Source organism: Streptomyces sp. PL-29 (assembly GCF_058344425.1).
The window spans coordinates 3,234,162-3,256,851 of the sequence record NZ_CP136996.1; the positions used below are offsets into that span (position 1 = coordinate 3,234,162).

At 71.6% G+C, this 22,690-nt stretch carries 20 protein-coding genes and 3 tRNA genes; 10 read left to right on the forward strand and 13 right to left on the reverse strand.

Annotated features, from left to right (window positions below; translation table 11 throughout):
- Positions 1–167: 167 nt before the first annotated feature.
- Positions 168–374 carry a developmental transcriptional regulator BldC gene (bldC, locus tag R4Z63_RS14735; protein ID WP_003949541.1) on the reverse strand — a complete coding sequence of 69 codons (207 nt, stop codon included), beginning with the start codon at positions 372–374 and terminating at the stop codon, positions 168–170.
- Between the two features lie 568 nt (positions 375–942).
- Positions 943–1,797: a DUF8083 family protein gene (locus R4Z63_RS14740; protein WP_236647588.1), complete on the reverse strand. Its 855-nt coding sequence runs from the start codon at positions 1,795–1,797 to the stop codon at positions 943–945.
- A 191-nt stretch (positions 1,798–1,988) separates the two neighbouring features.
- Between R4Z63_RS14740 and R4Z63_RS14745 the strand changes: the two genes are divergently transcribed.
- A complete protein-coding gene (locus R4Z63_RS14745) occupies positions 1,989–3,107 on the forward strand; it encodes a Leu/Phe/Val dehydrogenase (RefSeq protein ID WP_078556234.1) in 1,119 nt (372 codons plus the stop codon).
- A gap of 280 nt (positions 3,108–3,387) precedes the next feature.
- Positions 3,388–3,651, forward strand: coding sequence for a DUF3073 domain-containing protein (locus R4Z63_RS14750; RefSeq protein WP_030957046.1), 264 nt, complete (start codon positions 3,388–3,390; stop codon positions 3,649–3,651).
- Between the two features lie 79 nt (positions 3,652–3,730).
- Here the strand turns inward: R4Z63_RS14750 and purM are convergent, their stop codons facing one another.
- The 8 genes from purM to purS all read right to left on the reverse strand — a co-directional run bounded on the left by purM (position 3,731) and on the right by purS (position 13,094).
- The gene (gene purM / locus R4Z63_RS14755; RefSeq protein ID WP_384445658.1) at positions 3,731–4,801 is read right to left on the reverse strand and encodes a phosphoribosylformylglycinamidine cyclo-ligase; all 1,071 of its coding nucleotides are present in this window, start codon (positions 4,799–4,801) and stop codon (positions 3,731–3,733) included.
- A 93-nt stretch (positions 4,802–4,894) separates the two neighbouring features.
- Positions 4,895–6,412, reverse strand: a complete 1,518-nt coding sequence (purF, locus tag R4Z63_RS14760) for an amidophosphoribosyltransferase (protein WP_037920099.1) — start codon at positions 6,410–6,412, stop codon at positions 4,895–4,897.
- 434 nt (positions 6,413–6,846) lie between these two features.
- Positions 6,847–7,656 (reverse strand): META domain-containing protein, encoded by an 810-nt coding sequence (locus R4Z63_RS14765; protein WP_037920101.1) that lies wholly within the window; start codon positions 7,654–7,656, stop codon positions 6,847–6,849.
- 53 nt (positions 7,657–7,709) lie between these two features.
- Positions 7,710–8,492, reverse strand: coding sequence for a maleylpyruvate isomerase family mycothiol-dependent enzyme (locus R4Z63_RS14770; RefSeq protein ID WP_384445661.1), 783 nt, complete (start codon positions 8,490–8,492; stop codon positions 7,710–7,712).
- A 17-nt stretch (positions 8,493–8,509) separates the two neighbouring features.
- Complete coding sequence (locus tag R4Z63_RS14775; protein ID WP_384445663.1) at positions 8,510–9,784, reverse strand: hypothetical protein; 1,275 nt, start codon at positions 9,782–9,784, stop codon at positions 8,510–8,512.
- A 135-nt stretch (positions 9,785–9,919) separates the two neighbouring features.
- Positions 9,920–12,169: a phosphoribosylformylglycinamidine synthase subunit PurL gene (purL, locus tag R4Z63_RS14780; protein WP_384445665.1), complete on the reverse strand. Its 2,250-nt coding sequence runs from the start codon at positions 12,167–12,169 to the stop codon at positions 9,920–9,922.
- A complete protein-coding gene (gene purQ, locus R4Z63_RS14785; RefSeq protein WP_037920105.1) occupies positions 12,166–12,846 on the reverse strand; it encodes a phosphoribosylformylglycinamidine synthase subunit PurQ in 681 nt (226 codons plus the stop codon). Before purQ ends, purL begins: the two co-directional genes overlap by 4 nt.
- Positions 12,847–12,848: 2 nt before the next feature.
- On the reverse strand, positions 12,849–13,094 hold the full coding sequence (gene purS / locus R4Z63_RS14790; RefSeq protein ID WP_037920107.1) for a phosphoribosylformylglycinamidine synthase subunit PurS: 246 nt from the start codon (positions 13,092–13,094) through the stop codon (positions 12,849–12,851).
- Positions 13,095–13,420: 326 nt separating this feature from the next.
- Between purS and R4Z63_RS14795 the strand changes: the two genes are divergently transcribed.
- From R4Z63_RS14795 to R4Z63_RS14830, 8 genes are all read left to right on the forward strand, one after another.
- Positions 13,421–13,738 carry a histone-like nucleoid-structuring protein Lsr2 gene (locus R4Z63_RS14795; protein ID WP_037920109.1) on the forward strand — a complete coding sequence of 106 codons (318 nt, stop codon included), beginning with the start codon at positions 13,421–13,423 and terminating at the stop codon, positions 13,736–13,738.
- 89 nt (positions 13,739–13,827) lie between these two features.
- Positions 13,828–13,899 (forward strand) — tRNA-Gly (locus R4Z63_RS14800).
- A 72-nt stretch (positions 13,900–13,971) separates the two neighbouring features.
- Positions 13,972–14,044, forward strand: a tRNA-Gly gene (locus R4Z63_RS14805).
- A 150-nt stretch (positions 14,045–14,194) separates the two neighbouring features.
- The gene (locus R4Z63_RS14810) at positions 14,195–15,172 is read left to right on the forward strand and encodes an ABC transporter ATP-binding protein (RefSeq protein WP_384445668.1); all 978 of its coding nucleotides are present in this window, start codon (positions 14,195–14,197) and stop codon (positions 15,170–15,172) included.
- Positions 15,169–15,933 (forward strand): ABC transporter permease, encoded by a 765-nt coding sequence (locus tag R4Z63_RS14815; RefSeq protein ID WP_384445671.1) that lies wholly within the window; start codon positions 15,169–15,171, stop codon positions 15,931–15,933. The genes R4Z63_RS14810 and R4Z63_RS14815 overlap by 4 nt, the downstream gene beginning before the upstream one ends.
- Before the next feature lie 22 nt (positions 15,934–15,955).
- A complete protein-coding gene (locus tag R4Z63_RS14820; protein WP_384445673.1) occupies positions 15,956–17,194 on the forward strand; it encodes a sensor histidine kinase in 1,239 nt (412 codons plus the stop codon).
- On the forward strand, positions 17,191–17,802 hold the full coding sequence (locus R4Z63_RS14825; RefSeq protein ID WP_037920116.1) for a response regulator transcription factor: 612 nt from the start codon (positions 17,191–17,193) through the stop codon (positions 17,800–17,802). Before R4Z63_RS14820 ends, R4Z63_RS14825 begins: the two co-directional genes overlap by 4 nt.
- Positions 17,803–17,824: 22 nt before the next feature.
- Positions 17,825–17,897: transfer RNA gene (locus tag R4Z63_RS14830), tRNA-Gly, on the forward strand.
- A gap of 46 nt (positions 17,898–17,943) precedes the next feature.
- On the opposite strand, the gene R4Z63_RS14835 is transcribed toward R4Z63_RS14830, so the two are convergent.
- The 3 genes from R4Z63_RS14835 to R4Z63_RS14845 form a co-directional block, all read right to left on the reverse strand.
- Positions 17,944–18,849 (reverse strand): phosphoribosylaminoimidazolesuccinocarboxamide synthase, encoded by a 906-nt coding sequence (locus R4Z63_RS14835; protein WP_384445675.1) that lies wholly within the window; start codon positions 18,847–18,849, stop codon positions 17,944–17,946.
- Positions 18,850–18,946: 97 nt separating this feature from the next.
- On the reverse strand, positions 18,947–20,434 hold the full coding sequence (locus tag R4Z63_RS14840; RefSeq protein ID WP_037920118.1) for a N,N-dimethylformamidase beta subunit family domain-containing protein: 1,488 nt from the start codon (positions 20,432–20,434) through the stop codon (positions 18,947–18,949).
- A gap of 238 nt (positions 20,435–20,672) precedes the next feature.
- Entirely contained in the window at positions 20,673–22,505 is a 1,833-nt protein-coding gene (locus R4Z63_RS14845) for a M48 family metalloprotease (protein ID WP_384445678.1), read from the reverse strand.
- Positions 22,506–22,690: the final 185 nt, after the last annotated feature.

A 22,690-nucleotide genomic window follows, 5' to 3' on the forward strand; every position in this document is an offset into this window, starting at 1 on the left:
CTCCCCTGACCTGGGCATAAAAAGATCGCGCTGGACCCGGCGGAGTCCAGCGCGATCGAACGACCCGAGAACCTGTTGGGGCAGGCCGGGTCGTATGAAGCAATATGGGTTTGATCGGATTGGGGGACCCGATGGCGACCCGTTCAAAGCGGGGTGTTTACGCGACCTCAGGCCTCGCTGCGCTGCTGCGGAATTCCCGCCAGCAGTGCGCGGACCTCGGCCTCGCGGTACCGGCGGTGCCCACCCAGGGTGCGGATGGACGTGAGCTTGCCAGCCTTGGCCCAGCGGGTGACCGTCTTAGGGTCCACGCGGAACATCGTGGCAACCTCAGCCGGGGTCAGCAGCGGCTCGGCATCAGGGGTGCGAGCGGTCATGAGCGGCCTCCTCGGGAGAACCGAACCATCTCGGTTCTTTCCTCTAAATTCTGCACCTTGGCCCGCGTTGCCCGAAATGGACATACGCGGGCCGAGTCGGTTATAGGACGAACGGCTTGTCCTCGGCACTACAACTACACCATCCGTCCAGCCTCGACGGCCAAACCGACGGAATTGCCCTCCGAGGTGTTCATCAGCGGCGGAAGCCCGATGGACCGCCCCATAACGGACAGTCACCCCACTGTGACGATCAGTCACAGAGCGATCAGGAGTCGTCAGACCCCCCGTAGAGTGCAATGCCGAGCATTCCGCCCTTAGTTGGGCGGAAGGAACCCTCCCCGGACTCCTTGTCCTATTTTGGCACGAGGGTAGGGGAAGGGCGCAAGGGTGTGGTTAGTGCGGTCCGTCACGCTTGGGCCAATGGCCCGTATCGGGACGTAGGTCCTGGCACTACGTCCCAAATGCCACGATCAGGGCTCTGATCAGCCAGTTTCAACTGAACGACCGATACGCTCCGGTACGTACGGACCTCCGAAAGGTGAAACCAGCCACACCGTCGGCTTTCGGCCTAATTCGCGAAAAGCCGCTCCCGGACGGCCCGCCAACGCTGCGCAAGCTCCCCGTACCTCTCCGCCGCGGCCTCGGCGTCCCCCGCCCGCAGGGCGGCGATACCCGCCGCGAGGTCCCCCGCCGAGCGGTCGGCGGCGAGCCGGTCCGCCGGAAGGGCGTGCACCAGCCCTCCGTAGTCCAGCTCGACCATCGAGCGGGGATGGAACTCCTCCAGCCAGCTCCCCACCTCGACCAGCCCCTCGGCGAGCATCCCGTACCCCTCCGCGGCGCGCAGCGTCCGCAGGGCCCGCGCGAGGCGCCGGCGCGCCTGCACCATCGGAGTCCGGTAGCGCAACCGCTCTCCCGGCACGTACTCCCGCTCCTCGTCCGCGACCAGCACGAACCAGCGCAGTGGGATCTGCCACACCCCGGTACGGATCCACGGGCGGGCGTCCGGGTTCCGCTCGCGCCAGCGCTCGTACTCCTCGGCGGCCCGGCGGCGGACCGCGGGCGGGAGCGCCGCGTCCAGCACCGGGCGCGGGAACTGGTCGACCAGTTCCTCCAGTGCCAGCCAGCCGCGCAGCCGGGTCCGCCACGGGCAGACCAGGAGCACTCCGTCGACCTCCGCGGTGAAGGCGTCGGCACTCTCGTGCGCCGGCACCCCCACCAGGGGCACCCGCACCAAGTCCGCCAGCGAGCCGCGCAGTTCGTCCTGGGCGGTCGGAGCCGTCGCACGCCGGGCGTACCGCGTCCAGTGGGTGCGTTCCGGCTCCGCGAAGGCGGCCAGGGGTTCGTAGACGCGCAGGTAGGAGGCGTACGGGACGGCCGGCGCCGAGCGCGCCGAGGGCAGCAGGGGATCGGTCGATTCGGTCACCCTCTCGTCCTCCCCGCTTCCGGGGTCCGGTTCACCTCCGGCCCGCCCCCACCGGGCCCGGACCGGCTCCCGTACTCCGAGAGTGTTTCGATCCCCGGACAGCAGACCCCCATCCGGCCCACAGGTCTTACTCTGCTCACAGCACGCCCTCCCCCACCCGCAGGGGGGCGTCTTCCCGCCGCATCTCTTCCATGGGAGTCACCACCGTGACCGAAATGACCGACGGCGTCCTGCACACCCTGTTCCGCACGGAGCAGGGCGGCCACGAGCAAGTCGTGCTGTGCCAGGACCGAGCCACCGGCCTGAAAGCCGTCATCGCGATCCACTCCACCGCCCTGGGCCCCGCCCTGGGTGGCACGCGTTTCCACGCCTATGCCTCCGACGAGGAGGCCGTGCGCGACGCCCTCAACCTCTCGCGCGGTATGTCCTACAAGAACGCCATGGCCGGTCTCGGCCTCGGCGGCGGCAAGGCCGTGATCATCGGTGACCCCGACGTCATCAAGACCGAGGAACTCCTGGAGGCCTACGGCCGATTCGTGGAGTCCCTCGGCGGCCGCTACGTCACCGCCTGCGACGTCGGCACGTTCGTCGCCGACATGGACGTCGTCGCCCGTGAGACCCGCTGGGCCACCGGCCGCTCCCCCGAGAACGGCGGCGCCGGCGACTCCTCGGTGCTCACCGCCTACGGCGTCTTCCAGGGCATGCGCGCCTCCGCCCAGCACCTGTGGGGCGACCCGACCCTGCGCGGCCGCAAGGTCGGCGTCGCGGGTGTCGGCAAGGTCGGCCACTACCTGGTGGAGCACCTGATCGAGGACGGCGCCGAGGTCGTGATCACCGACGTCCGCCAGGAGTCGGTGCAGCGCATCCTCGACAAACACCCGGGCAAGGTCACCGCGGTCGCCGACACGGACGCACTGATCCGTGTCGAGGGCCTCGACATCTACGCCCCGTGCGCGCTCGGCGGCGCACTGAACGACGAGACGGTCCCGGCCCTCAACGCCGCGATCGTGTGCGGCGCAGCCAACAACCAGCTGGCCCACCCGGGCATCGAGAAGGACCTCGCGGACCGCGGCATCCTCTACGCCCCGGACTACGTGGTCAACGCGGGCGGTGTCATCCAGGTCGCGGACGAGCTGCACGGCTTCGACTTCGACCGGTGCAAGGTGCAGGCCACGAAGATCTTCGACACCACGCTGGAGATCTTCGCTCGTGCGAAGTCGGACGGTATCCCGCCGGCCGCCGCGGCCGACCGGATCGCCGAGCAGCGCATGGCGGACGGCCGCCGGACCCTGCCGGTGACGGCCTCCTAGGGGCCCGTCGGGGGGCTCGCCGGGGTGCGGGGAGACGGAACTCACTGCACTTCGGCGGGTCGCTCGTCGGGAAAGGGTTAAAATCGCAGCTGACCAGCGAGGACGGGGCGCCTCGTTGGTTCTGCACCGGGGCGCGTCATGCGGGCGGCGTACCGTATGGCCGCGGAAGCAGGTACCGTTAAACCCCTACGGACGGTCTCTCCACGGAGAGCCCGCTCCGAACCATGAACGCGTGTCAGACTCTGGGGCCGTCGAGCCCCGTCACCGAGGGGGTCGAGCCATGGGGCGCGGCCGGGCAAAGGCCAAGCAGACCAAGGTCGCCCGCCAGCTGAAGTACAGCAGCGGCGGGACTGACTTGTCGCGTCTGGCCAACGAGCTGGGCGCATCGACCGCGGAACCGCTGTCTGTCAGCGAGCCGGTCGAGGTAGACGACGATGAGCTGGACGAGGACGACCCGTACGCTCGGTACGCGGACCTCTACAACAGCGATGACGACGACGAGGACGACGAGTCCGGTCCGTCGGCACAGCGTCGCGGCGCTTGACGCCCCGAGGCGTCTGCACGACACGACAAAAACTGAAACCCGGTCCAGGGCGTAGCCCCGGGCCGGGTTTCAGTGCTGCTCAGCTCGCGTAGGAACCGGTGAGGGTGGCACCCTCGGCGTGGTCGCCGCGGTCCAGGATCTCGCCCGCCACCCAGGCGTCGACGCCCCGGTCGGCCAGTGCGGTCAGCGCCACGTCCACCGACTCGGCGGGCACCACGGCCATCATGCCGACGCCCATGTTCAGGGTCTTCTCCAGCTCCAGCTGCTCCACCTGACCGGCCTTGCCGACCAGGTCGAAGACCGCGCCGGGGGTCCAGGTCGAACGGTCGACCGTGGCGTGCAGGTGGTCCGGGATCACCCGGGCCAGGTTGGCCGCGAGGCCACCGCCGGTGATGTGCGAATACGCGTGCACCTCGGCGGTCCGAGTGAGCGCCAGGCAGTCCAGCGAGTAGATCTTGGTGGGTTCGAGCAGCTCCTCGCCGAGGGTCCGGCCGAGCTCCTCCACATGGCTGTCGAGGGACATCCCGGCGCGGTCGAAGAGCACGTGCCGGACCAGCGAGTACCCGTTCGAGTGAAGGCCGGACGAAGCCATCGCGATGACGGCGTCCCCCGTACGGATGCGATCCGCACCGAGGAGGCGGTCGTACTCGACGACGCCGGTGCCGGCGCCCGCCACGTCGAAGTCGTCCGGGCCCAGCAGGCCGGGGTGCTCGGCGGTCTCGCCGCCCACCAGGGCGCAGCCGGCGAGGACACAGCCCTCGGCGATGCCCTTGACGATGGCGGCGACACGCTCGGGGTGCACCTTGCCGACGCAGATGTAGTCGGTCATGAAGAGCGGCTCGGCACCGCAGACGACGATGTCGTCCATGACCATCGCGACCAGGTCGTGGCCGATGGTGTCGTACACGCCCATCTGGCGGGCGATGTCCACCTTGGTGCCGACCCCGTCGGTGGCCGAGGCGAGCAGGGGGCGTTCGTACCGCTTGAGGGCGGAGGCGTCGAAGAGGCCGGCGAAACCGCCGAGGCCGCCGAGGACCTCGGGGCGCTGCGTCTTCTTCACCCACTCCTTCATCAGCTCGACGGCGCGGTCCCCCGCTTCGATGTCGACGCCCGCGGCTGCGTAGCTGGCACCGGTGGTCTTCTCTGTCATGACAGGAGAGAGCTTTCGTGTCGTTACTGCGGTTGGTGCGGGGCCCCGGGAAAAGCCTGAAAGACGGGGCCCCGCGCAGGTGGAGCCGGGGACTTACGGGCGACGGAGCGCGTCGGCGGCGTCCGCGCCGCCGGCCAGCTCGGTCTCCAGGAGCTGCTTGCCGAGGAGCTGCGGGTCCGGGAGCTCCATCGGGTACTCGCCGTCGAAGCAGGCACGGCAGAGGTTGGGCTTCTGGATCGTCGTCGCCTCGATCATCGAGTCGATCGAGATGTACGAGAGGGAGTCCGCGCCCAGCGACGTGGCGATCTCGTCGACCGTCATGCCGTTGGCGATGAGCTCGGCCCGGGTGGCGAAGTCGATGCCGAAGAAGCACGGCCACTTCACCGGCGGCGAGGAGATCCGGATGTGGACCTCGGCCGCGCCGGCCTCGCGGAGCATCTTGACCAGGGCGCGCTGGGTGTTGCCGCGGACGATCGAGTCGTCCACGACCACCAGACGCTTGCCCCGGATGACTTCCTTGAGGGGGTTGAGCTTCAGGCGGATGCCGAGCTGGCGGATCGTCTGCGAGGGCTGGATGAAGGTCCGGCCCACGTAGGCGTTCTTGACCAGGCCCGAGCCGTAGGGGATCCCGCTGGCCTCCGCGTATCCGACCGCGGCGGGCGTGCCGGATTCCGGCGTTGCTATCACCAGGTCGGCGTCGACCGGGGCTTCCTTGGCCAGGCGCCGGCCCATCTCGACACGCGAGAGGTAGACGTTCCGGCCGGCGATGTCGGTGTCCGGGCGCGCCAGGTAGACGTACTCGAAGACACAGCCCTTGGGCTTCGCTTCTGCGAATCGGGAGGTGCGCAGACCGTTCTCGTCGATGGCGACGAGTTCGCCCGGCTCGACCTCGCGGACAAAGCTGGCGCCCACGATGTCGAGGGCGGCGGTCTCGCTCGCGACCACCCAGCCGCGCTCCAGGCGGCCGAGGACCAGCGGGCGGATGCCCTGCGGGTCACGGGCGGTGTAGAGGGTCCCCTCGTCCATGAACACCAGCGAGAAGGCACCCTTGACCTTCGGGAGCACCGCACGGGCGGACTCCTCGATGGTCAGCGGCTTGCCGTCCGCGTCCACCTGGCCGGCCAGCAGGGCCGTGACCAGGTCGGTGTCGTTGGTGGCGGCCACCTGGGTGGCACGGCCGTCCTGACGGGGGAGATCGGCGACCAGCTCGGCGAGCTCGGCGGTGTTCACCAGGTTGCCGTTGTGTCCCAGGGCCAGGGAGCCGTGGGCGGTCGCGCGGAAAGTGGGCTGCGCGTTCTCCCACACGGACGCGCCGGTGGTCGAATAGCGGGCGTGACCGACCGCGATATGACCTTGGAGCGAACCGAGGGAGGTTTCGTCGAAGACCTGGGAAACGAGGCCCATGTCCTTGAAGACGAGGATCTGGGAACCGTTGCTCACAGCGATTCCCGCGGACTCTTGTCCACGGTGCTGCAGCGCATACAGTCCGAAGTAGGTGAGCTTGGCGACCTCTTCACCCGGAGCCCAGACACCGAAGACGCCGCAAGCGTCCTGGGGGCCCTTTTCGCCGGGGAGCAGGTCGTGGTTGAGTCGTCCATCACCACGAGGCACGCTCCCGAGTGTAGGCGAGATCGACCACTGGTCCGAATTGGGGATGGCCGGGAAATGTCACAGCACAGAGGGTGACCGGACGCCTCCGTCCCGGTATTCAGATCACCTTGTCGACACCTACGAAGACATGCGCACGGATGCTCGACCGCGCCGCCCCTCGGTGAAAGCGCCGTCACCCCCGGCCGGGGCCGGCGACCGGACCCCGGTCCGCGGCGCGAGCGGCGCCCGCCGCCATTCCGCGGCGCCGCAACTCCGCCGCAACTCCGCCGCGACGTTGCCCGATTCCGCCCCCGCCCCGCCGCGCCCCGCCGTACCGCGCGCCGCCCGGCAGCCCGCCCGGAGCGGGGCGGAGCCGCCCGGCGGACCGAACCCGGGGAGCCTGTGTCTTCGTACGAGAACCGGCCGCCCCTGGCGCCATCGCACCGGCCGGCGGACTACTCGGCGTCGGAGGGCGCCTCGGCGATCAGGCCCGTGCCGTCGGCGGCGGTGAGGGTCAGCCGTCGGCCCTCGATCCGGGTGGCGAGGGGACCGCTCGCGAACAGGTCGGTCAGCTGCGCCTCGACCTCGCCCGCCGGGCCGTCGCACGCCATCCGCGTGGTGGTGAGCGGCCCAAAGGTGAGCCGGTCGCCGTCGCGGGTGACCCGTGCGCTGAACCGGTTGCAGCCCAGGGTCCCGCTCACGGACAGGTCGGCGGCGATCGTGAACCGCGCCGTACCGGCCGCCCCGGCGGGCAGCGAGGACACCGATGTGCCGCTGATCAGGGACTGAACGGTCCATTCGACCGCGGTGAGCGGTGCGTCCGGGTCCGCGGGCGCCGAGGTCATGGCGATGGTGCTCCCGTCGGGGGTCTTCAGGGTGAGCCGGTCGGGCCCCCGGTCGATGGTCAGGCGCCCGGTGAACAGCGTGGCGAAGGCCGTCTCGAACTCCATGTCCTCGCAGGCCATGGTGGTCGTGGCGCCGGGGGTCACGGTCACCGCGGAGGTGCCCGAGAAGGAGACGGCGGCCGTGAAGCCGTTGCAGCCGTAGTTGCCCTTGACCTGGTCCGCGCCGAAGTCGAGGCGGGCCGATTCGGGTGCGTGCAGGGTGCGGCCGCCCGTGGTCAGGGACTCGACGGCCCAGCGGCCCACGGGATCGGGGAGCACCGTGCCCGCGCCATGGTCCTCGGCCCGGCCGCAGCCGGCCGCGGCGAGCGCGAGTACGAGGGCCAGCCCCGCGGGGATGGGGACGTGCCGGAAGGTACGCATGCCCTTGGGACGAACGCTGTCTCCGGGAGGTTCCACCCCGGCCGCGCCCCCGATCAGCCCATCAGCGGCAGCAGCGCCGACAGGTCGGCCCGCTCGCCGCCGGCCCGCACCTGAGCCGTACCGAGCGCCTCGGCCCATGCGGTACGGCCGGTCGCGAGCCGGATCCAGGTCAGCGGATCGGTCTCCACCACGTTCGGCGGGGTGCCCCGGGTGTGGCGGGGGCCCTCGACGCACTGGACCACCGCGAAGGGCGGGATCCGTACCTCGACCGAACCGCCCGGCGCCTTCAGCGCGAGGGAGTCGGCGAGGAGCCGCGTGCAGGCGGCCAGCGCCTGCCGCTCGATCGGGATGTCCAGTCCCGCGGCCCGGTTCAGGTCGTCGGTGTGGACCACCAGCTCCACGGTCCGGGTGACCAGGAAGTCGGCCAGGGTCATGTCGCCGATCCACAGCTGGAGCACCCGCCCGCCGGGGTTCGCCGCGAGCGCCTCCGCCATGGCTGCGGCCGCCCGCTCGAACAGCTCGGGCAGGGGGGCGCCGGTGAGCGTCTCCCGGGCCGCCTCGGAAATCTTCCCGGCGAGGGACGCGGTGGCGAAGGGCCATTCGGTCGCGGTCAGTTCGGGGACGGCTGCGGGCGGCCGTGCGAGGCCGGCGGCCAGCGAGTCCGCGATCCACGCGACGTGGGCGGCGAGTTCGGCGACGCTCCAGTCCCCGAGCCCGCTGGGCCGCTCCAGCTGATCGGGGCCCAACTCCCCCACGGCTCTTGCGACATGGGCGAACTGTGCGGTCACGGCCGCACGGATCTTCACGGGGTCGTACCTGCGGGTCCTGGGTGCCATGCCGGGAGTCTGCCCGATCAGTCGCCGCCTCCGCAGCCGCCACCGCAGCTGCTGGAGCAACTGCTGGAGCAACTGCTGGAGCCACAGCCGCCGGAGGAACCGCAGGAGCTCCCCGAGCCGCTCGACCGGTCCGCCGCGCGCTGCTTGCGCTTCTCCGCCTCCGCCCGCAGCCCGAGGGCGTACGAGGTGCCCGCCGGCTGCCAGGGCGAGAGCAGGGGGTGCCGGCGGAAGGGCAGCAGCGGCACCGCCCTGACGGCGTCGGTGATCCGGCCGTCCCCGCGGTAGACGGCGTACCTCAGGATCACCTCGGCCCCCTCGCAGGGCACCCCGTACAGGAGCGCCTCGTAGGGCTCGGCGTAGCTGTCGATGTCGTGGTGTTCGACCCGCAGCCGGCTCTCCGCGGCTCCGAGGAGGGTCTCCGGCAGGTGGCTGCTGTATCCGTCCGCGAAGCGGTCCCGGAAGGCGATCAGCGGCCGAGCGGTCGTGGTGTCGGCATCCGCGACCAGCCAGGAGAGCCGGCCGGGCTGCTCCCGGACGCCCACGCGCACCACCGGCTGGGGCCCGTCGTGCAGCCGCCGGGCGGCGCGCCGCGCCGTGAGGCCGCGGCCGAGCAGCGGGACGCCCGGGGCGAGCAGCAGTACGGCCAGGACCTGCTGGACCGTCGCGTCGTACGGGTGCTCCGGGCCGGCTCCGCGGTCCTGCGCGAGACCCCACACCAGCAGCGCGGCGGCGGCCAGGCACAGCGCGGCCCCGGCGGCGAGCAGCCGTCGGCCGCGGCCGCGGTGGCCCTCCGGCAGGTTCTCGGGGATCGGCACCCGGCTGTCCCCGACGGCGGCGAGGAAGAGCTCCCGCTGACGCCGCCGCGCGCGCAGCCTGAGCGCGGACCCGACGAAGGCCCAGAGGCACAGGACGAGCGCCAGCACCCCGCCGGCCCGGGCCGCGGCGTCGGCGGGATCGAGGACGCGGTCGTTCCACAGCGTGTCCGCGGCGATCAGTGGGGTGGACACGAGGGTGGCGGCCGGCAGGAACCGGTACCAGGCGGGCAGGCACAGCAGGAGGACCGCCGGCACGTACCCGGCCCAGGTGGTGCCGGGTTCCGGGACGGCGGAGGGGTTCCAGGCGACGAGGAGGACCGAGAGGAGCACCAGCGGCGCGAGGACCCGGCCGACGGCGATCGGGGCGAAGGCGGCGGGTACGCGCGCTTCGAACCAGCGCTGGGCGTCCGCCACCCGCCAGGCCGGGGCGCCGCCCGTGGGTATCGCGGCGTCCGGCAGGTGTTTGACGATGCTCACGCGGTCAGTATGCGGAGCGGCCCGGCGGGCCAGAAGGGCCGCCGGGCCACGGAAGCGCAACAGTCGCGCGGTGGTGACGGGTCGGGGCCCCGCACGGTCCTCTGTGCGGGGCCCCGGCCGTGTTCCCGCCGGTGATCAGGCCAGCAGGGCGGGGATCGTCGCCTCGTGGGCCTCGCGAAGCTCGGCCAGGGGCAGGCTGAACTCGCCCTGGACCTCGATCTCGTCGCCGTCCACCACGCCGATGCGGGTGACCGGCAGGCCGCGCGCACCGCACATGTCGGTGAAGCGGAGCTCCTCGCTACGCGGGACGGCCACGATGGCGCGGCCCGCGGACTCGGAGAAGAGGAACGTGAAGGCGTCCAGGCCCTCGGGGACCACGACGCGCGCGCCGTTGCCGCCCTTGAGGCAGGACTCGGCGAGCGCCTGGATGACGCCCCCGTCGGACAGGTCGTGCGCGGCGTCGATCATGCCGTCGCGCGAGGCGGAGATGAGGATCTCGGCGAGCAGCTTCTCCCGGCCCAGGTCCACCTTCGGCGGCAGGCCTCCGAGGTGGTCGTGGACGACCTGGGACCAGGCCGAGCCACCGAACTCGGCGGCGGTGTCGCCGAGCAGGTAGAGCAGCTGGCCCGCCTCCGCGAACGCCATCGGCGTACGGCGGTTGACGTCGTCGATCACGCCGAGGACGGCCACGACCGGGGTCGGGTGGATCGCGACGTCGCCGGTCTGGTTGTAGAGGGAGACGTTGCCGCCGGTCACCGGGGTGCCCAGCTCCAGGCAACCGTCCGCGAGACCGCGGGTGGCCTCGGCGAACTGCCACATGACGCCCGGGTCCTCGGGGGAGCCGAAGTTCAGGCAGTCGGAGATCGCCAGCGGCTTGGCTCCGGTCGCGGCGACGTTGCGGTATGCCTCGGCCAGGGCCAGCTGCGCGCCCGTGTACGGGTCGAGCTTGGCGTAGCGGCCGTTGCCGTCCGTCGCCATGGCCACGCCGAGGTTGGACTCCTCGTCGATGCGGACCATGCCCGCGTCCTCGGGGTGCGCCAGCACGGTGTTGCCCTGCACGAAGCGGTCGTACTGGTCGGTGACCCAGGACTTCGAGGCCTGGTTCGGGGACGCGACCAGGGCCAGGACCTGCGCGCGCAGCTCCTCGGAGGTCTGCGGGCGGGGCAGCTTGCCCGCGTCGTCCGCCTGGAGGGCGTCCTGCCACTCGGGGCGGGCGTAGGGGCGGTGGTAGACCGGGCCCTCGTGGGCGACGGTACCCGGGGGGACGTCCACGATCTGCTCACCGTGCCAGAAGATCTCCAGGCGCTCGCCGTCGGTCACCTCACCGATCACGGTGGCGATGACGTCCCACTTCTCGCAGATCTCCAGGAAGCGGTCGACGTGCCGCGGCTCGACGATCGCGCACATGCGCTCCTGCGACTCGCTCATGAGGATCTCCTCGGGCGAGAGCGTCGCGTCACGCAGCGGGACGGTGTCGAGCTCGACGCGCATGCCGCCGGAGCCGGCCGAGGCCAGCTCGGAGGTGGCGCAGGACAGGCCGGCGCCGCCGAGGTCCTGGATGCCCGCGACCAGCTTCTCCTTGAAGATCTCCAGGGTGCACTCGATGAGGAGCTTCTCCTGGAACGGGTCGCCGACCTGGACGGCGGGGCGCTTGGTGGGCTTGGTGTCGTCGAAGGTCTCGGACGCGAGGACCGAGACGCCGCCGATGCCGTCGCCGCCGGTGCGGGCGCCGTAGAGGATGACCTTGTTGCCGGGGCCGGAGGCCTGGGCGAGGTGGATGTCCTCGTGCTTCATGACGCCGATGCAGCCGGCGTTGACGAGCGGGTTGCCCTGGTAGCAGGCGTCGAAGACGACCTCGCCGCCGATGTTGGGCAGGCCCAGGCAGTTGCCGTAGCCGCCGATGCCCGCGACGACGCCCGGCAGGACGCGCTTGGTGTCGGGGTGGTCGGCCGCGCCGAAGCGCAGCGGGTCGACGACGGCGACCGGGCGGGCGCCCATGGCGAGGATGTCGCGGACGATGCCGCCGATGCCCGTGGCCGCGCCCTGGTAGGGCTCGATGTAGCTCGGGTGGTTGTGCGACTCGACCTTGAAGGTGACCGCGTAGCCCTGGCCGACGTCGACGACGCCGGCGTTCTCGCCGATGCCGACGAGCATCGCGTCGTTCTGGGGGACCTTCTCGCCGAACTGCTTCAGGTGGACCTTGCTGCTCTTGTACGAGCAGTGCTCGGACCACATGACCGAGTACATGGCGAGCTCGGCGCCGGTCGGGCGGCGGCCGAGGATCTCCCGGATCCGGGCGTACTCGTCCTCCTTGAGGCCGAGCTCCTTCCACGGCTGGGAGGCGTCCGGGGTTTCGGTGGCGTTCTTGACGGTGTCGAGGCTCATGCGCTGACCAGCTTCTTCAGGACCGACGTGAAGAACGGGAGGCCGTCGGTGCGGCCGGTCCCGATCAGCGGTTCGACCGCGTGCTCGGGGTGCGGCATCAGGCCGACGACGTTGCCCTCGGCGTTGGTGATGCCGGCGATGTCGCGGAGCGACCCGTTCGGGTTCACGTCCAGGTACCGGAAGGCCACTCGGCCTTCGGCCTCCAGTTCGTCGAGCGTGCGCTCGTCGGCGACGTACCGGCCGTCCATGTTCTTGAGCGGTACGGAGATCTCCTGGCCGGCGCTGTAGTCGCCGGTCCACGCGGTCTCCGCGTTCTCCACCCGCAGCTTCTGGTCGCGGCAGATGAAGTGCAGGTGGTTGTTGCGGAGCATCGCCCCCGGCAGCAGGTGGGCCTCGGTGAGGACCTGGAAGCCGTTGCAGATGCCGAGGACCGGCATGCCGGCCCTGGCCTGCTCGATGATGGTCTCCATCACCGGCGAGAAGCGGGAGATGGCCCCGGCGCGCAGGTAGTCCCCGTAGGAGAAGCCGCCCGCGAGGACGACCGCGTCGACCTGGTGCAGGTCCTTGTCGCGGTGCCAGAGCGAGACCGGCTCGGCCCCCGCGAGGCGGACGGCGCGCAGCGAGTCACGGTCGTCGAGCGTTCCGGGGAACGTGACGACTCCGATGCGAGTGGTCACCGTCAGGCCTCGACCTTCACGGTGAAGTCTTCGATGACGGTGTTGGCGAGGAACGTTTCGGCCATCGTGTGGATGCGGTCGAGGGCGGCCTGGTCGACCGGTCCCTCCACTTCCAGTTCGAAGCGCTTCCCCTGACGGACGTCGGCGATGCCCTCGAAGCCCAGGCGCGGCAGTGCACGCTGCACCGCCTGGCCCTGGGGGTCGAGGATCTCCGGCTTGAGCATGACGTCGACTACGACGCGTGCCACTGGCACTCCCGATGAGGTGGTTGGTGCAAGGCGGTTCCATCAGCGTACCCGGCCGAAATTTCTACGCGGGTAGATATGGAAGCGGCTTGATCACCGCGCCGTTTCGGCTTCACCAACGCTTCGCAAAATCCCCAGGAAAACCACGTACCCGGCATTGCGACGGGACACGCGGAGAGAATTAACTGAGCTTCACAATGCAATGGGAATCGAGGTACAAAGGAATCAACCGGGATTCCGGTCGAAAGTTGCATTGCTCCAGAACATCCGAACAGGCGACATCGCCGCACGTCAGCAGGTGGCGGTGTCGCACGAAGGGACCGATATCCGTGGCGCAGCGCGTAGTAGTGACGCTCTCCGACGACATCGACGGCGGAGAAGCGGCGGAAACGGTCATGTTCGCCCTGGACGGTAAGTCGTACGAGATCGACCTGAATGCGGCCAACGCAAAGAAACTGCGGAAGAGCCTCGCGCCCTTCGTGGCCGCCGGACGCCGCCGGTCGCGCTCGGGGAAGACCTTCAAGCACACCTCGGTCGCGCCCGACCCGGCGGTCGTCCGCGCCTGGGCCCGGTCCAACCAGCACGACGTGCCGCCGCGGGGCCGCATCCCGAAGAAGATCTACGAGGCCTACAACGCGGCCCACTGAGGGCCGATTTGCCAAGGCCCCCCACCCGTCCGCTAGTGTGTGGATCACGCCGAAGGGGCCGGACCGCAGGTCAGACCCTCCGAGGTCGTGCGGGTGTAGTTCAGTAGCAGAACATCCCTCTTCCAGAGGGAAGGCGCAGTGTGCGATTCCTGTCACCCGCTCTGCATGACTTTCCGACCACTCAGGTGGATCGGGTAGAGTGATGCACGTACTGCCCCGGCAGTGCACTGCTTGCGGACGTAGCTCAGTTGGTAGAGCACCACCTTGCCAAGGTGGATGTCGCGCGTTCGAGTCGCGTCGTCCGCTCTGTGAAGGAAGGCCCCGATCATTCCGATCGGGGCCTTCTTCGTATTTCCCCTTTCGCCGCCGACGGCCGCGGAACGCCCTGACAAATGTCATCGCCGGTCGTGACAACGCGCACTGCCGGGCCGCTCCGGACGCCGCGACGCTTGATCCATGACTGACACCGTGATCCAAGCCCGGGACCTGCGCCGGGGCTACGCCGGAGGATTCGAGGCCGTACGAGGCGTCTCCTTCTCCGTGGCGCGGGGTGAGGTCTTCGCCCTGCTCGGCACCAACGGCGCGGGCAAGACCTCCACCGTCGAAGTGCTGGAGGGACTCGCCGCGCCGAGCGGCGGGCAGGTCCGCGTCTTCGGCCTCGACCCCCTCACCCGGCGGGCCGAGGTCCGGCCGCGCACCGGGGTCATGCTCCAGGAGGGCGGCTTCCCCTCGGACCTATCGGTCGTCGAGACCGTGCGGATGTGGGGCGGGGTCACCACCGGCGCCCGCCCGGCGGCCGAGGTGCTGGAGCTGGTCGGCCTGACCGCGCGCTCCGGCGTACGCGTGAAGCAGTTGTCCGGCGGGGAACGGCGGCGCCTGGACCTGGCGCTGGCCCTGCTCGGCCGACCCGAGGTGCTCTTCCTGGACGAGCCCACCACCGGCATGGACCCCGAAGGGCGCCGGGAGACCTGGGCCCTGGTGCGCGCACTGCGGGAGCAGGGCACCACGGTGCTGCTGACCACGCACTACCTGGAGGAGGCAGAGGAGCTCGCGGACCGCCTCGCGATCCTCCACGAGGGCGAGCTGGTCCTGTCCGGGACCCCGGCCGAGGTGACCGCCACCCGGCCGGCCCGGATCCGCTTCGCCCTGCCCGCCGGGACGCCCGCCGCCCGGCTGCCGCTGTCGTTGCGGGCGGCCGCCTTCGGGCAGCGCGTGGAGATCCGTACCGAGGCGCTCCAGGAGACCCTGGCCGAACTGCTCGGCTGGGCCCGGGAGAACGGCGTGGAACTGGGCGGGCTCGACGCCCGGTCCGCCTCCCTGGAGGAGGCCTTCCTGGAGATCGCCCGGAACCGCCGCAACACCGGCGACCGCACCGGTCGCACCGGCCACGGCAGTCACGACAGTCACGACGACACCATGGCGGGGACCCGATGAGCACGCTCACCCTGAACGCCGGCCGGATCACCGCGCTCGGCCGCTCCGAGCTCACCCTGCTGGTGCGCAACCGGGCCGCACTCGGCGTGGCCCTCCTGATGCCCCTGCTGATGGTGTTCGTCCTGCGCTCCTCCCTCACCGGCGTCGAAGGCGCCGCGGCCGTCGGCGAGGCCACCCTGACCGGCGGGATCGGCATGGTGCTGCTCCTCGTCGTCTACATGAACCTGGTCTCCGCCTACGTCGCCCGGCGCGAGGAGCTCGTCCTGAAGCGGCTGCGCACCGGCGAGGCCCGGGACCTGGAGATCCTGGCCGGGACGGCGCTGCCCGCCGCCTGCCTGGCGCTCGGCCAGATCGCCGTCCTCGCGGTCGCCGGGGCGTTCGCCCTGGACGTGCGCATGCCGCAGAACCCGCTGCTGCTCGTGGCGGCCGTCTTCGCCGGCCTCCTGCTACTGGCCGCGCTGTCCGCGGTGACCAGCTCCTTCACCCGCACCGTGGAGACCGCCGGCCTCACCACGCTGCCGCTGTTCCTGGCGACCGTGCTCGGCTCGGGGCTGTTCGCCCCGACGGACTCGCTGCCCGACCTGGCGGCCTCGCTGTGCGAACTGTTGCCGCTGAGCGGCGTGATGGTCCTCGTACGGGCCGGCTGGAGCGGCGGAGCGGAGGGCGGGGACCTGCTGGGCGCCGGACTGAACGTGCTGGCCTGGATCGTGATCAGCGTGTTTGCTGTCCAGCGGTGGTTCCGCTGGGAACCGCGTCGCTAGGACGAGTCGGGGGACGGGAACCGTGTCGAAGCTGACCGGGTGGTGGAAGAACCGCAGCACCGCGGGGAAGGTCGAGCTCTACACCCGGGGGTCGTTCTACGTCTTCGTGCTCTTGGAGATCCTGTCCTTCGCGCTGACCCCGCTGGCCGCCGCGGCCGCCGACGGGACCTCCTTCGTGGTGCCCCTCTCGCTCTTCCTGATGATGTGCGCGCACGCGGTCCTGTGCGGGGTGCTCACCTCCCGGGCACTGCACTGGGTGGTGGGGCGGCGTGAGCGCCCCACCCGACTGGCAGTGGCCACCGCCCTGGTGACGGCGGGATGCGTCCTGGCCGTCCTCACCGTGCGGACCACCGGGGAGTCCCAAGCGACCGTGGCACCGACCATGGTGGCCGGACTGGCCTGGTTCACCTCCGGATCGCTCGTCCTGTGCCTGAAGTCGGTACGGCGGATGTGGTACGTCGCCGCGGCGGCGGCCGTCGCCACCGGGCTGGCCGCCCTGAGCCTCGGCATGCCGGTGGGGAAGGCGCTCGGGTACGCCGTCGGCGTGCTGCTGGGAGGCCTGTTCTTCGGAGCCACCAGCGGGTTCTCCGGCTGGCTGCTGAGGACCGTCTACGAGCTGGACCGCTCCCGCGAGGTCCAGGCACGGCTGGCGGTGGCCGAGGAACGGCTGCGCTTCGGCCGCGACCTGCACGACGTGATGGGCCGCAACCTGGCCGTGATCGCCCTCAAGAGCGAGCTGGCCGTCCAGCTGGCCCGGCGCGAACGCCCCGAGGCGGTGGAGCAGATGATCGAGGTCCAGCGGATCGCCCGGGAGTCCCAGCGGGAGGTCCGGGACGTGGTGCGCGGCTACCGGGAGGCGGACCTCGCGGTGGAGCTGGAGGGAGCGCGCGGGGTGCTGAGCGCGGCCGGGATGGAGTGCCGGGTCGACTTCCGGCCGGACCGGGAGCTCCCCTCGGAGGTCCAGTCGGCACTCGGCTGGGTGGTCCGCGAAGCCACGACGAACGTGCTGCGGCACGGGGACGCGCAGCGCTGCCGAATCCGGCTGGCGGCTCCGGCGAGCGGCCCCGTGACGCTCGTGGTGGAGAACGACGGCGCGCCGGAGGCTCCTGCCGGGCCGCCCGGCTCGGGACTGGCCGGGCTGCGGGAGCGGCTCGCCGCGCTGGAAGGAACCCTGGAGGCGGGGCTGGTCGGTGACGGCCGGTTCCGGCTGCGTGCGGAGATACCGGGCCCACGGCTCGACGGACTGGAGGTGCGGGCGTGAGCCCGGTACGCGTACTGCTCGCCGACGACGAGCACTTGATCCGCGGGGCGCTGGCGGCGCTCCTCGCTCTGGAGGACGACCTGCTGGTCGTCGCGGAGGCGGCGTCCGGCCCCGAGGCGCTGGCGATGGCACGGGCGCACCGCCCGGACGTGGCGGTGCTGGACCTGCAGATGCCGGGGGCGGACGGTGTGAGTGTCGCCACATCCCTGCGGGCCGAACTCCCCGACTGCAAGACGATGATCGTGACCAGTCACGGGCGTCCGGGACACCTGAAGCGGGCGCTGGCGGCGGGGGTGCGCGCCTTCGCCCCGAAGACGGTCTCGGCGCAGCGGCTGGCCGAGCTGATCCGGACCGTGCACGCCGGAGGCCGTTACGTGGACCCCGAGTTGGCGGCCGACGCGATCAGCGCCGGGGACTCCCCGCTGACCGCGCGGGAGGCCGAGGTGCTGGAGCTGGCGGGGGACGGGGCGCCGATCGCGGAGATCGCGGAGCGGGCCTCGCTGTCGCAGGGGACGGTCCGCAACTACCTGTCCTCGGCGGCCACGAAGCTGGGCGCCGAGAACCGTCATGCGGCAGTGCGTCTCGCGAGGGAGCGAGGTTGGGTATAGTAGGTCTCGCCTTACGGCGCCTGCGGACATAGCTCAGTTGGTAGAGCACCACCTTGCCAAGGTGGATGTCGCGCGTTCGAGTCGCGTTGTCCGCTCTGTAAGGAAGAAGCCCCGGTCCTCGGACCGGGGCTTCTTCGTTCCCTACGACCAGTCCAGGCCGGTCAGACGCTCGTACGCTTCGATGTACTTCGCGCGGGTCTGCGCGACGACCTGCGTCGGGAGGGCCGGCGGCGGCAGTTCGCCCTTCGGGTCCCAGCCGGAGGCCGCGGAGGCCAGCCAGTCACGGACGTACTGCTTGTCGAAGGAGGGCTGGGAACGCCCCGGCTCCCACTGGTCGGCGGGCCAGAAGCGGGAGGAGTCCGGGGTCAGCACCTCGTCCGCGGCGACCAGCGCGTGGTCCTTCGGGTCGAAGCCGAACTCGAACTTGGTGTCGGCCAGGATGATCCCGCGCTCACGGGCGATGTCCCGGGCGCGGCTGTACACGGCGAGGGTGGTCTGGCGCAGCAGCGCGGCCGTCTCGGCTCCGGTGGTGCGCGCGACCTCCTCGTAGGAGACGTTCTCGTCGTGCTCGCCCACCTCGGCCTTGGCAGCCGGGGTGAAGATCGGGCCGGGCAGCTCGGAGCCGTCCACGAGGCCTTCGGGAAGACCGAGGCCGCAGACGGTGCGGGTCTTGTTGTACTCGGCGAGGCCCGAGCCGGTGAGATAGCCGCGGGCCACGCACTCGACCGGGACCATGTCGAGGTTCTTGCAGACCAGCGTGCGGCCGGCCCAGTCGGCGGGGGCACCGGCGGGCAGCTCGGTGGAGATGACGTGGTTCGGGACGAGGTCCGCGAGCTGGTCGAACCACCACAGGGAGAGCTGGGTCAGGACGCGGCCCTTGTCCGGGATCTCGGTGGGCAGCACCCAGTCGAAGGCGGAGATGCGGTCGCTGGCGACCATGACGAGGCGGCCGTCCTCGTCCTGGTAGAGGTCGCGCACCTTGCCGGTGTGGAGGTGGACGAGGCCCGGAACCTGAACCGGCTCGGGCTTTTCGACGAATCCGGACACGGGGTCTCCCTGTGGTTCTGTATGAAGCGCACCCCGATTCTCGCGCACCCGGCCGCCCACCCCCGGACAGGGGGTGTGTCGGCCGAGCCCGGTCGGGTCAGTCGTGCTTGCAGATCCGGTCGAGGAGGTTGGCCGTGGCCCGCTGCACGCGCTCGTCGACGTGGCCGGGACGGTCGAGGGCCGGGGACCAGGCGAACGTGCCGGAGGCGAAGACCAGCGCCCCGCTGGGGGCCCGGTAGAGGGAGGTCTCCTGGTGACGGCGCTGACCCTCGCTGTCGAGGTACGGGGAGTGCGCGAGCAGGATCCGGTCCTGGTGCTCGGGGAGCTGGGTGCGCGGGAAGTACCGGTCGGCCTCGCCTGCGACCAGGCCGGGCAGTTCGTCGTTCTCGCCGGCGCCGGTGGAGTCCCACAGCCAGTGCGTGGCGTTGCGCACGATCATCGGGGCGGGTTCCGGGACCCGGCCCGCGTACTGGATGCCGAGCAGCTGCTGCTCCGGGCGGTCGACCTCGCGCCAGAGGGCGGGGCGGCCCGGTCCGCGGCGTTTTCGGCAGGTGAGCAGCCGGTCGGGGACGCCGGAGGGCGACGGGCCGAGCTCGACCTGCCAGTACATGGTGTTCGCGGAGAGGAACACGAGGGAGGTTCCGTGGTGGCGCGCCCGCTCGACGGTGCGGCGCATCGGGGCCGACCAGTACTCGTCGTGGCCGGGGAAGACCAGGCCGCGGTAGCGGGTCGGGTCGATGCGGCCGGCGTGCAGGTCGCGGGTGTCGGCGTAGGCGATGTCGTAGCCGTAGCGCTCGGCCCAGCGGATGAAGTCGTAGGCGTGGCCGACGTGGAGGGGCAGGCCGGCGCCCGCGTAGGGCCGGTCGAAGGAGACGGTGACGGCCGCGTCCCGCTCGCCGAGGAGGCGGCCCGCCTCGTCCCATGCGTGGTAGAGGCTGGCGCCCGTCCGGCCGTCCTCCGGGTAGAGGTTGTAGGCCTGCCACGTGATGTCGGGGAGCAGGAGCAGCAGGTCGGCGGGGTGGTCGTCGCGGACCGTGAAGGGGATGTGGGAGCGGTAGCCGTCGGCGGTGGTCAGGACGGCGACGTACGCGCCGACGCTCCAGTAGGACGGGACCTGCAGGCGCCAGGAGAGCCACCAGTGGTGGCAGGAGACGGTACGGTCCGCGGCGAGGGGGGCGGGCTGGACGATGCCGGAGAGGCGGGGGCTCGTGGTGATTTTCGAGGCGCCGTCGCCGCCGTAGTGGCCGATCCGGTAGACGTCGACGGAGAACTGCTGGGGCGGGTCGACGGTGATGTGGAAGTCGATGGCCTCGCCCGGGGCTACCGCGCCGGTGGAGGCGAAACCCTTGATCTGACGGTGCACGTCGTCGGCGGTGCGGGGGCCTCCGTTGCCGCGGGCCCGGGGGATCTGGCCGGTGCCGGCGACCGCGGCGGCCGGGTCCACGTACCAGGGGACGACCTGGCCGGTGTCGTCGAAGTAGAGCTCACTGCCCCGGAACCAGGGCAGGGGGCCCTGCCCGAAGGGGTCGTTCACCGCGTGCGCGAGCGCACCCGACTCCCAACGCCGGATCTGGTCGGTACCCATGACCGTTCCCCTCCCTCGCTCCCCCGGTCGGCATGCGTCGCCTCGGTGCGTGGCGCTCGTGGCGCCGGTACGGCAGTGCGCGGAGATCCGCTTCGGGATCGTCCAGCCGCGACCGGTCCCAGCACATCACATAACGCACGCAGTCCGTCACCGTTCGTCGCGAATTGACGAGAACGGAACAATGGCATCCGTATATCCGTGCGATGCGTCGCCGCTCCGGGGCGGTTTCGGGGGTGTCTCAGACCAGCCGGACGGGCTTCTCCGTGCGGACCCCGAGGGCCGAAAGCCAGTCCCGCAGCGGCCCCGGGTCGCCGTCCTCGACCAGGCGGAGCACGCGGGGTGCGAGATCCGTCCGGCGGTCGCCGCCGACGAGCAGGACCGGTCCGTCGAGCCAGTCCATTCCGGGGGCGGCCCCAGCCGAGTCCACGGCAGCGCAGCACACCATCGCCGTCACGTGGTCGGCCAGCAGATCCCGGCCGCTGCGCGGCGGCTGGAGCGGGAAGAGCGGTACGGCGTCCGCGCCGCGCGCCTTCGCGGCCGCACCGGCCGCGCCCGCGGCCCGCTCGGCACGGGCCAGGTCGGCGCTGAGCCGCCCGGCCAGGGCCTCGCCGAGCGCTCCCTCACCGGCGGCGCCCGTGAGGCAGCCCAGCACCCGCTCCAGCGTGGGCCCGGCGAAGCCGTCCACACCGCGGGGCACCGCGGCGGCGGCCTCGATCGTGGCGGATCCCGCTGTACCCGAAGCGCCGGACGGAGCCGGCGAGCCGGCGGCTCCGGCAGCGGCGGGAGCCACCGGGGCGACGGCGGTGACGGGGGCGACCGGAGCAGTGGACCCGGCACCGGCCGGTCCCGGGTCACCAGCGGACGCGGAGCCGCCGACTGCCCCGGCAGGTCCCGCGGGCGGTCCCGCAGGGGCGGCGAGCGCGTCCAGCGCGGCGTGCAGGCGGGCCGCCTCCGCCCGCCACGTGCGGTCCACGACCTCTTCGGGATAGGCCGCCCAGTCCACCGGGGACCAGTCCGGCCCGGCCTCGGCCGGGCCTCCGTGGAAGAGCCGCGCGGCCAGCAGCGAGGTCGCTTCGTCGATCACGCCGGGCTGCTCCAGCAGGTCACAGGCGGGCCGCTCGCCGAGGCGCGAAGTGAAGCCCTCGGCCAGCCGGTCCCGCCGGGACAGCTCGGTCAGCGCCGAGACCACCCCGGCGTCCAGGTGCGCGGGCCAGCGGCCCATCCGCCAGGCGGGCAGGGCCACCCGGGTCAGCAGCCGGTCCCAGCCCGCGTAGGCGAGGCCGACCTGCTCCTGGGCGACGATGCGCAGCCCGTAGTCCACACCCTGTGCACGGTCCGAGGCGGCGGCAGCCACCCCGCGCTCCATCTCGGCGGCGTCCGTCCTGCACAGCCTCAGCAGTAGCCGGGCCGGACCGGCGATCCAGCCGAGACCTCGGCGACTGCCCACGTCCACGGCGGCGTCCAGGCCCCGTACGAAGCCTCGCGCGTCGGCTATGTCCGGGTGCGCGGAAGGACCTGTACCGGCGACGACCGGCGCAAGCACGGCCCGCAGCTCTGCGACCCGCATCCACCACAGGAACGGCGAGCCGATCACCAGTACGGGAGCCGCGCCGGGCGCGGACCGGGAACCGCCGGCCGCGCCGCTGCGGCGGTGGGCCGGATGGGCGCGGTCCTCCAGCCAGCTGTCGCAGTCCGGCGTCAGGGCTATCGCGGAGGGCGGCGGTACGTCCATCCGGTCGGCCAGGTCCCGCACCAGTCGGTAGAGATCGGGGGCCGCGGCCTCGGACAGCGACACCGTCGGCGTCACCGCCGGGCTCGCCCGCAACACCACCGCGGCGAAGATCCCGGCAAGGAGCAGCACCACCGCCGCAACCACGCACACCACGAGCGTCACGGCGGCCCAGGGCTCGCCACCCAGCCGGCCCGTCGCCCGGGCGGCCACCAGCACCACCGCGAGGGCGGCGGGCAGCAGCGCCACGGCCAGGGCCCGGCTGCGCACGCGCAGCACGGCCAGAGCGCGGGACCGCGCGGACGGAACGCCCGCTTCCATGATCGAACCGATTCCGGACACGGCCGGTCTCACCCCCTCTGCCCTGCGGCTGCGTTGCTCACTCCCCCACTGTGACACCCGCCACTGACATCGCAAGGTCGGTGGGCCAAGTGCCGGAATGCCTGCGCCGCACCCTAGTTGGGGCGCGCCCGGCCGTCAGGCAGACGAGGTGACGATCACCCGATGGAATGGCTTTGGGTAAAGGT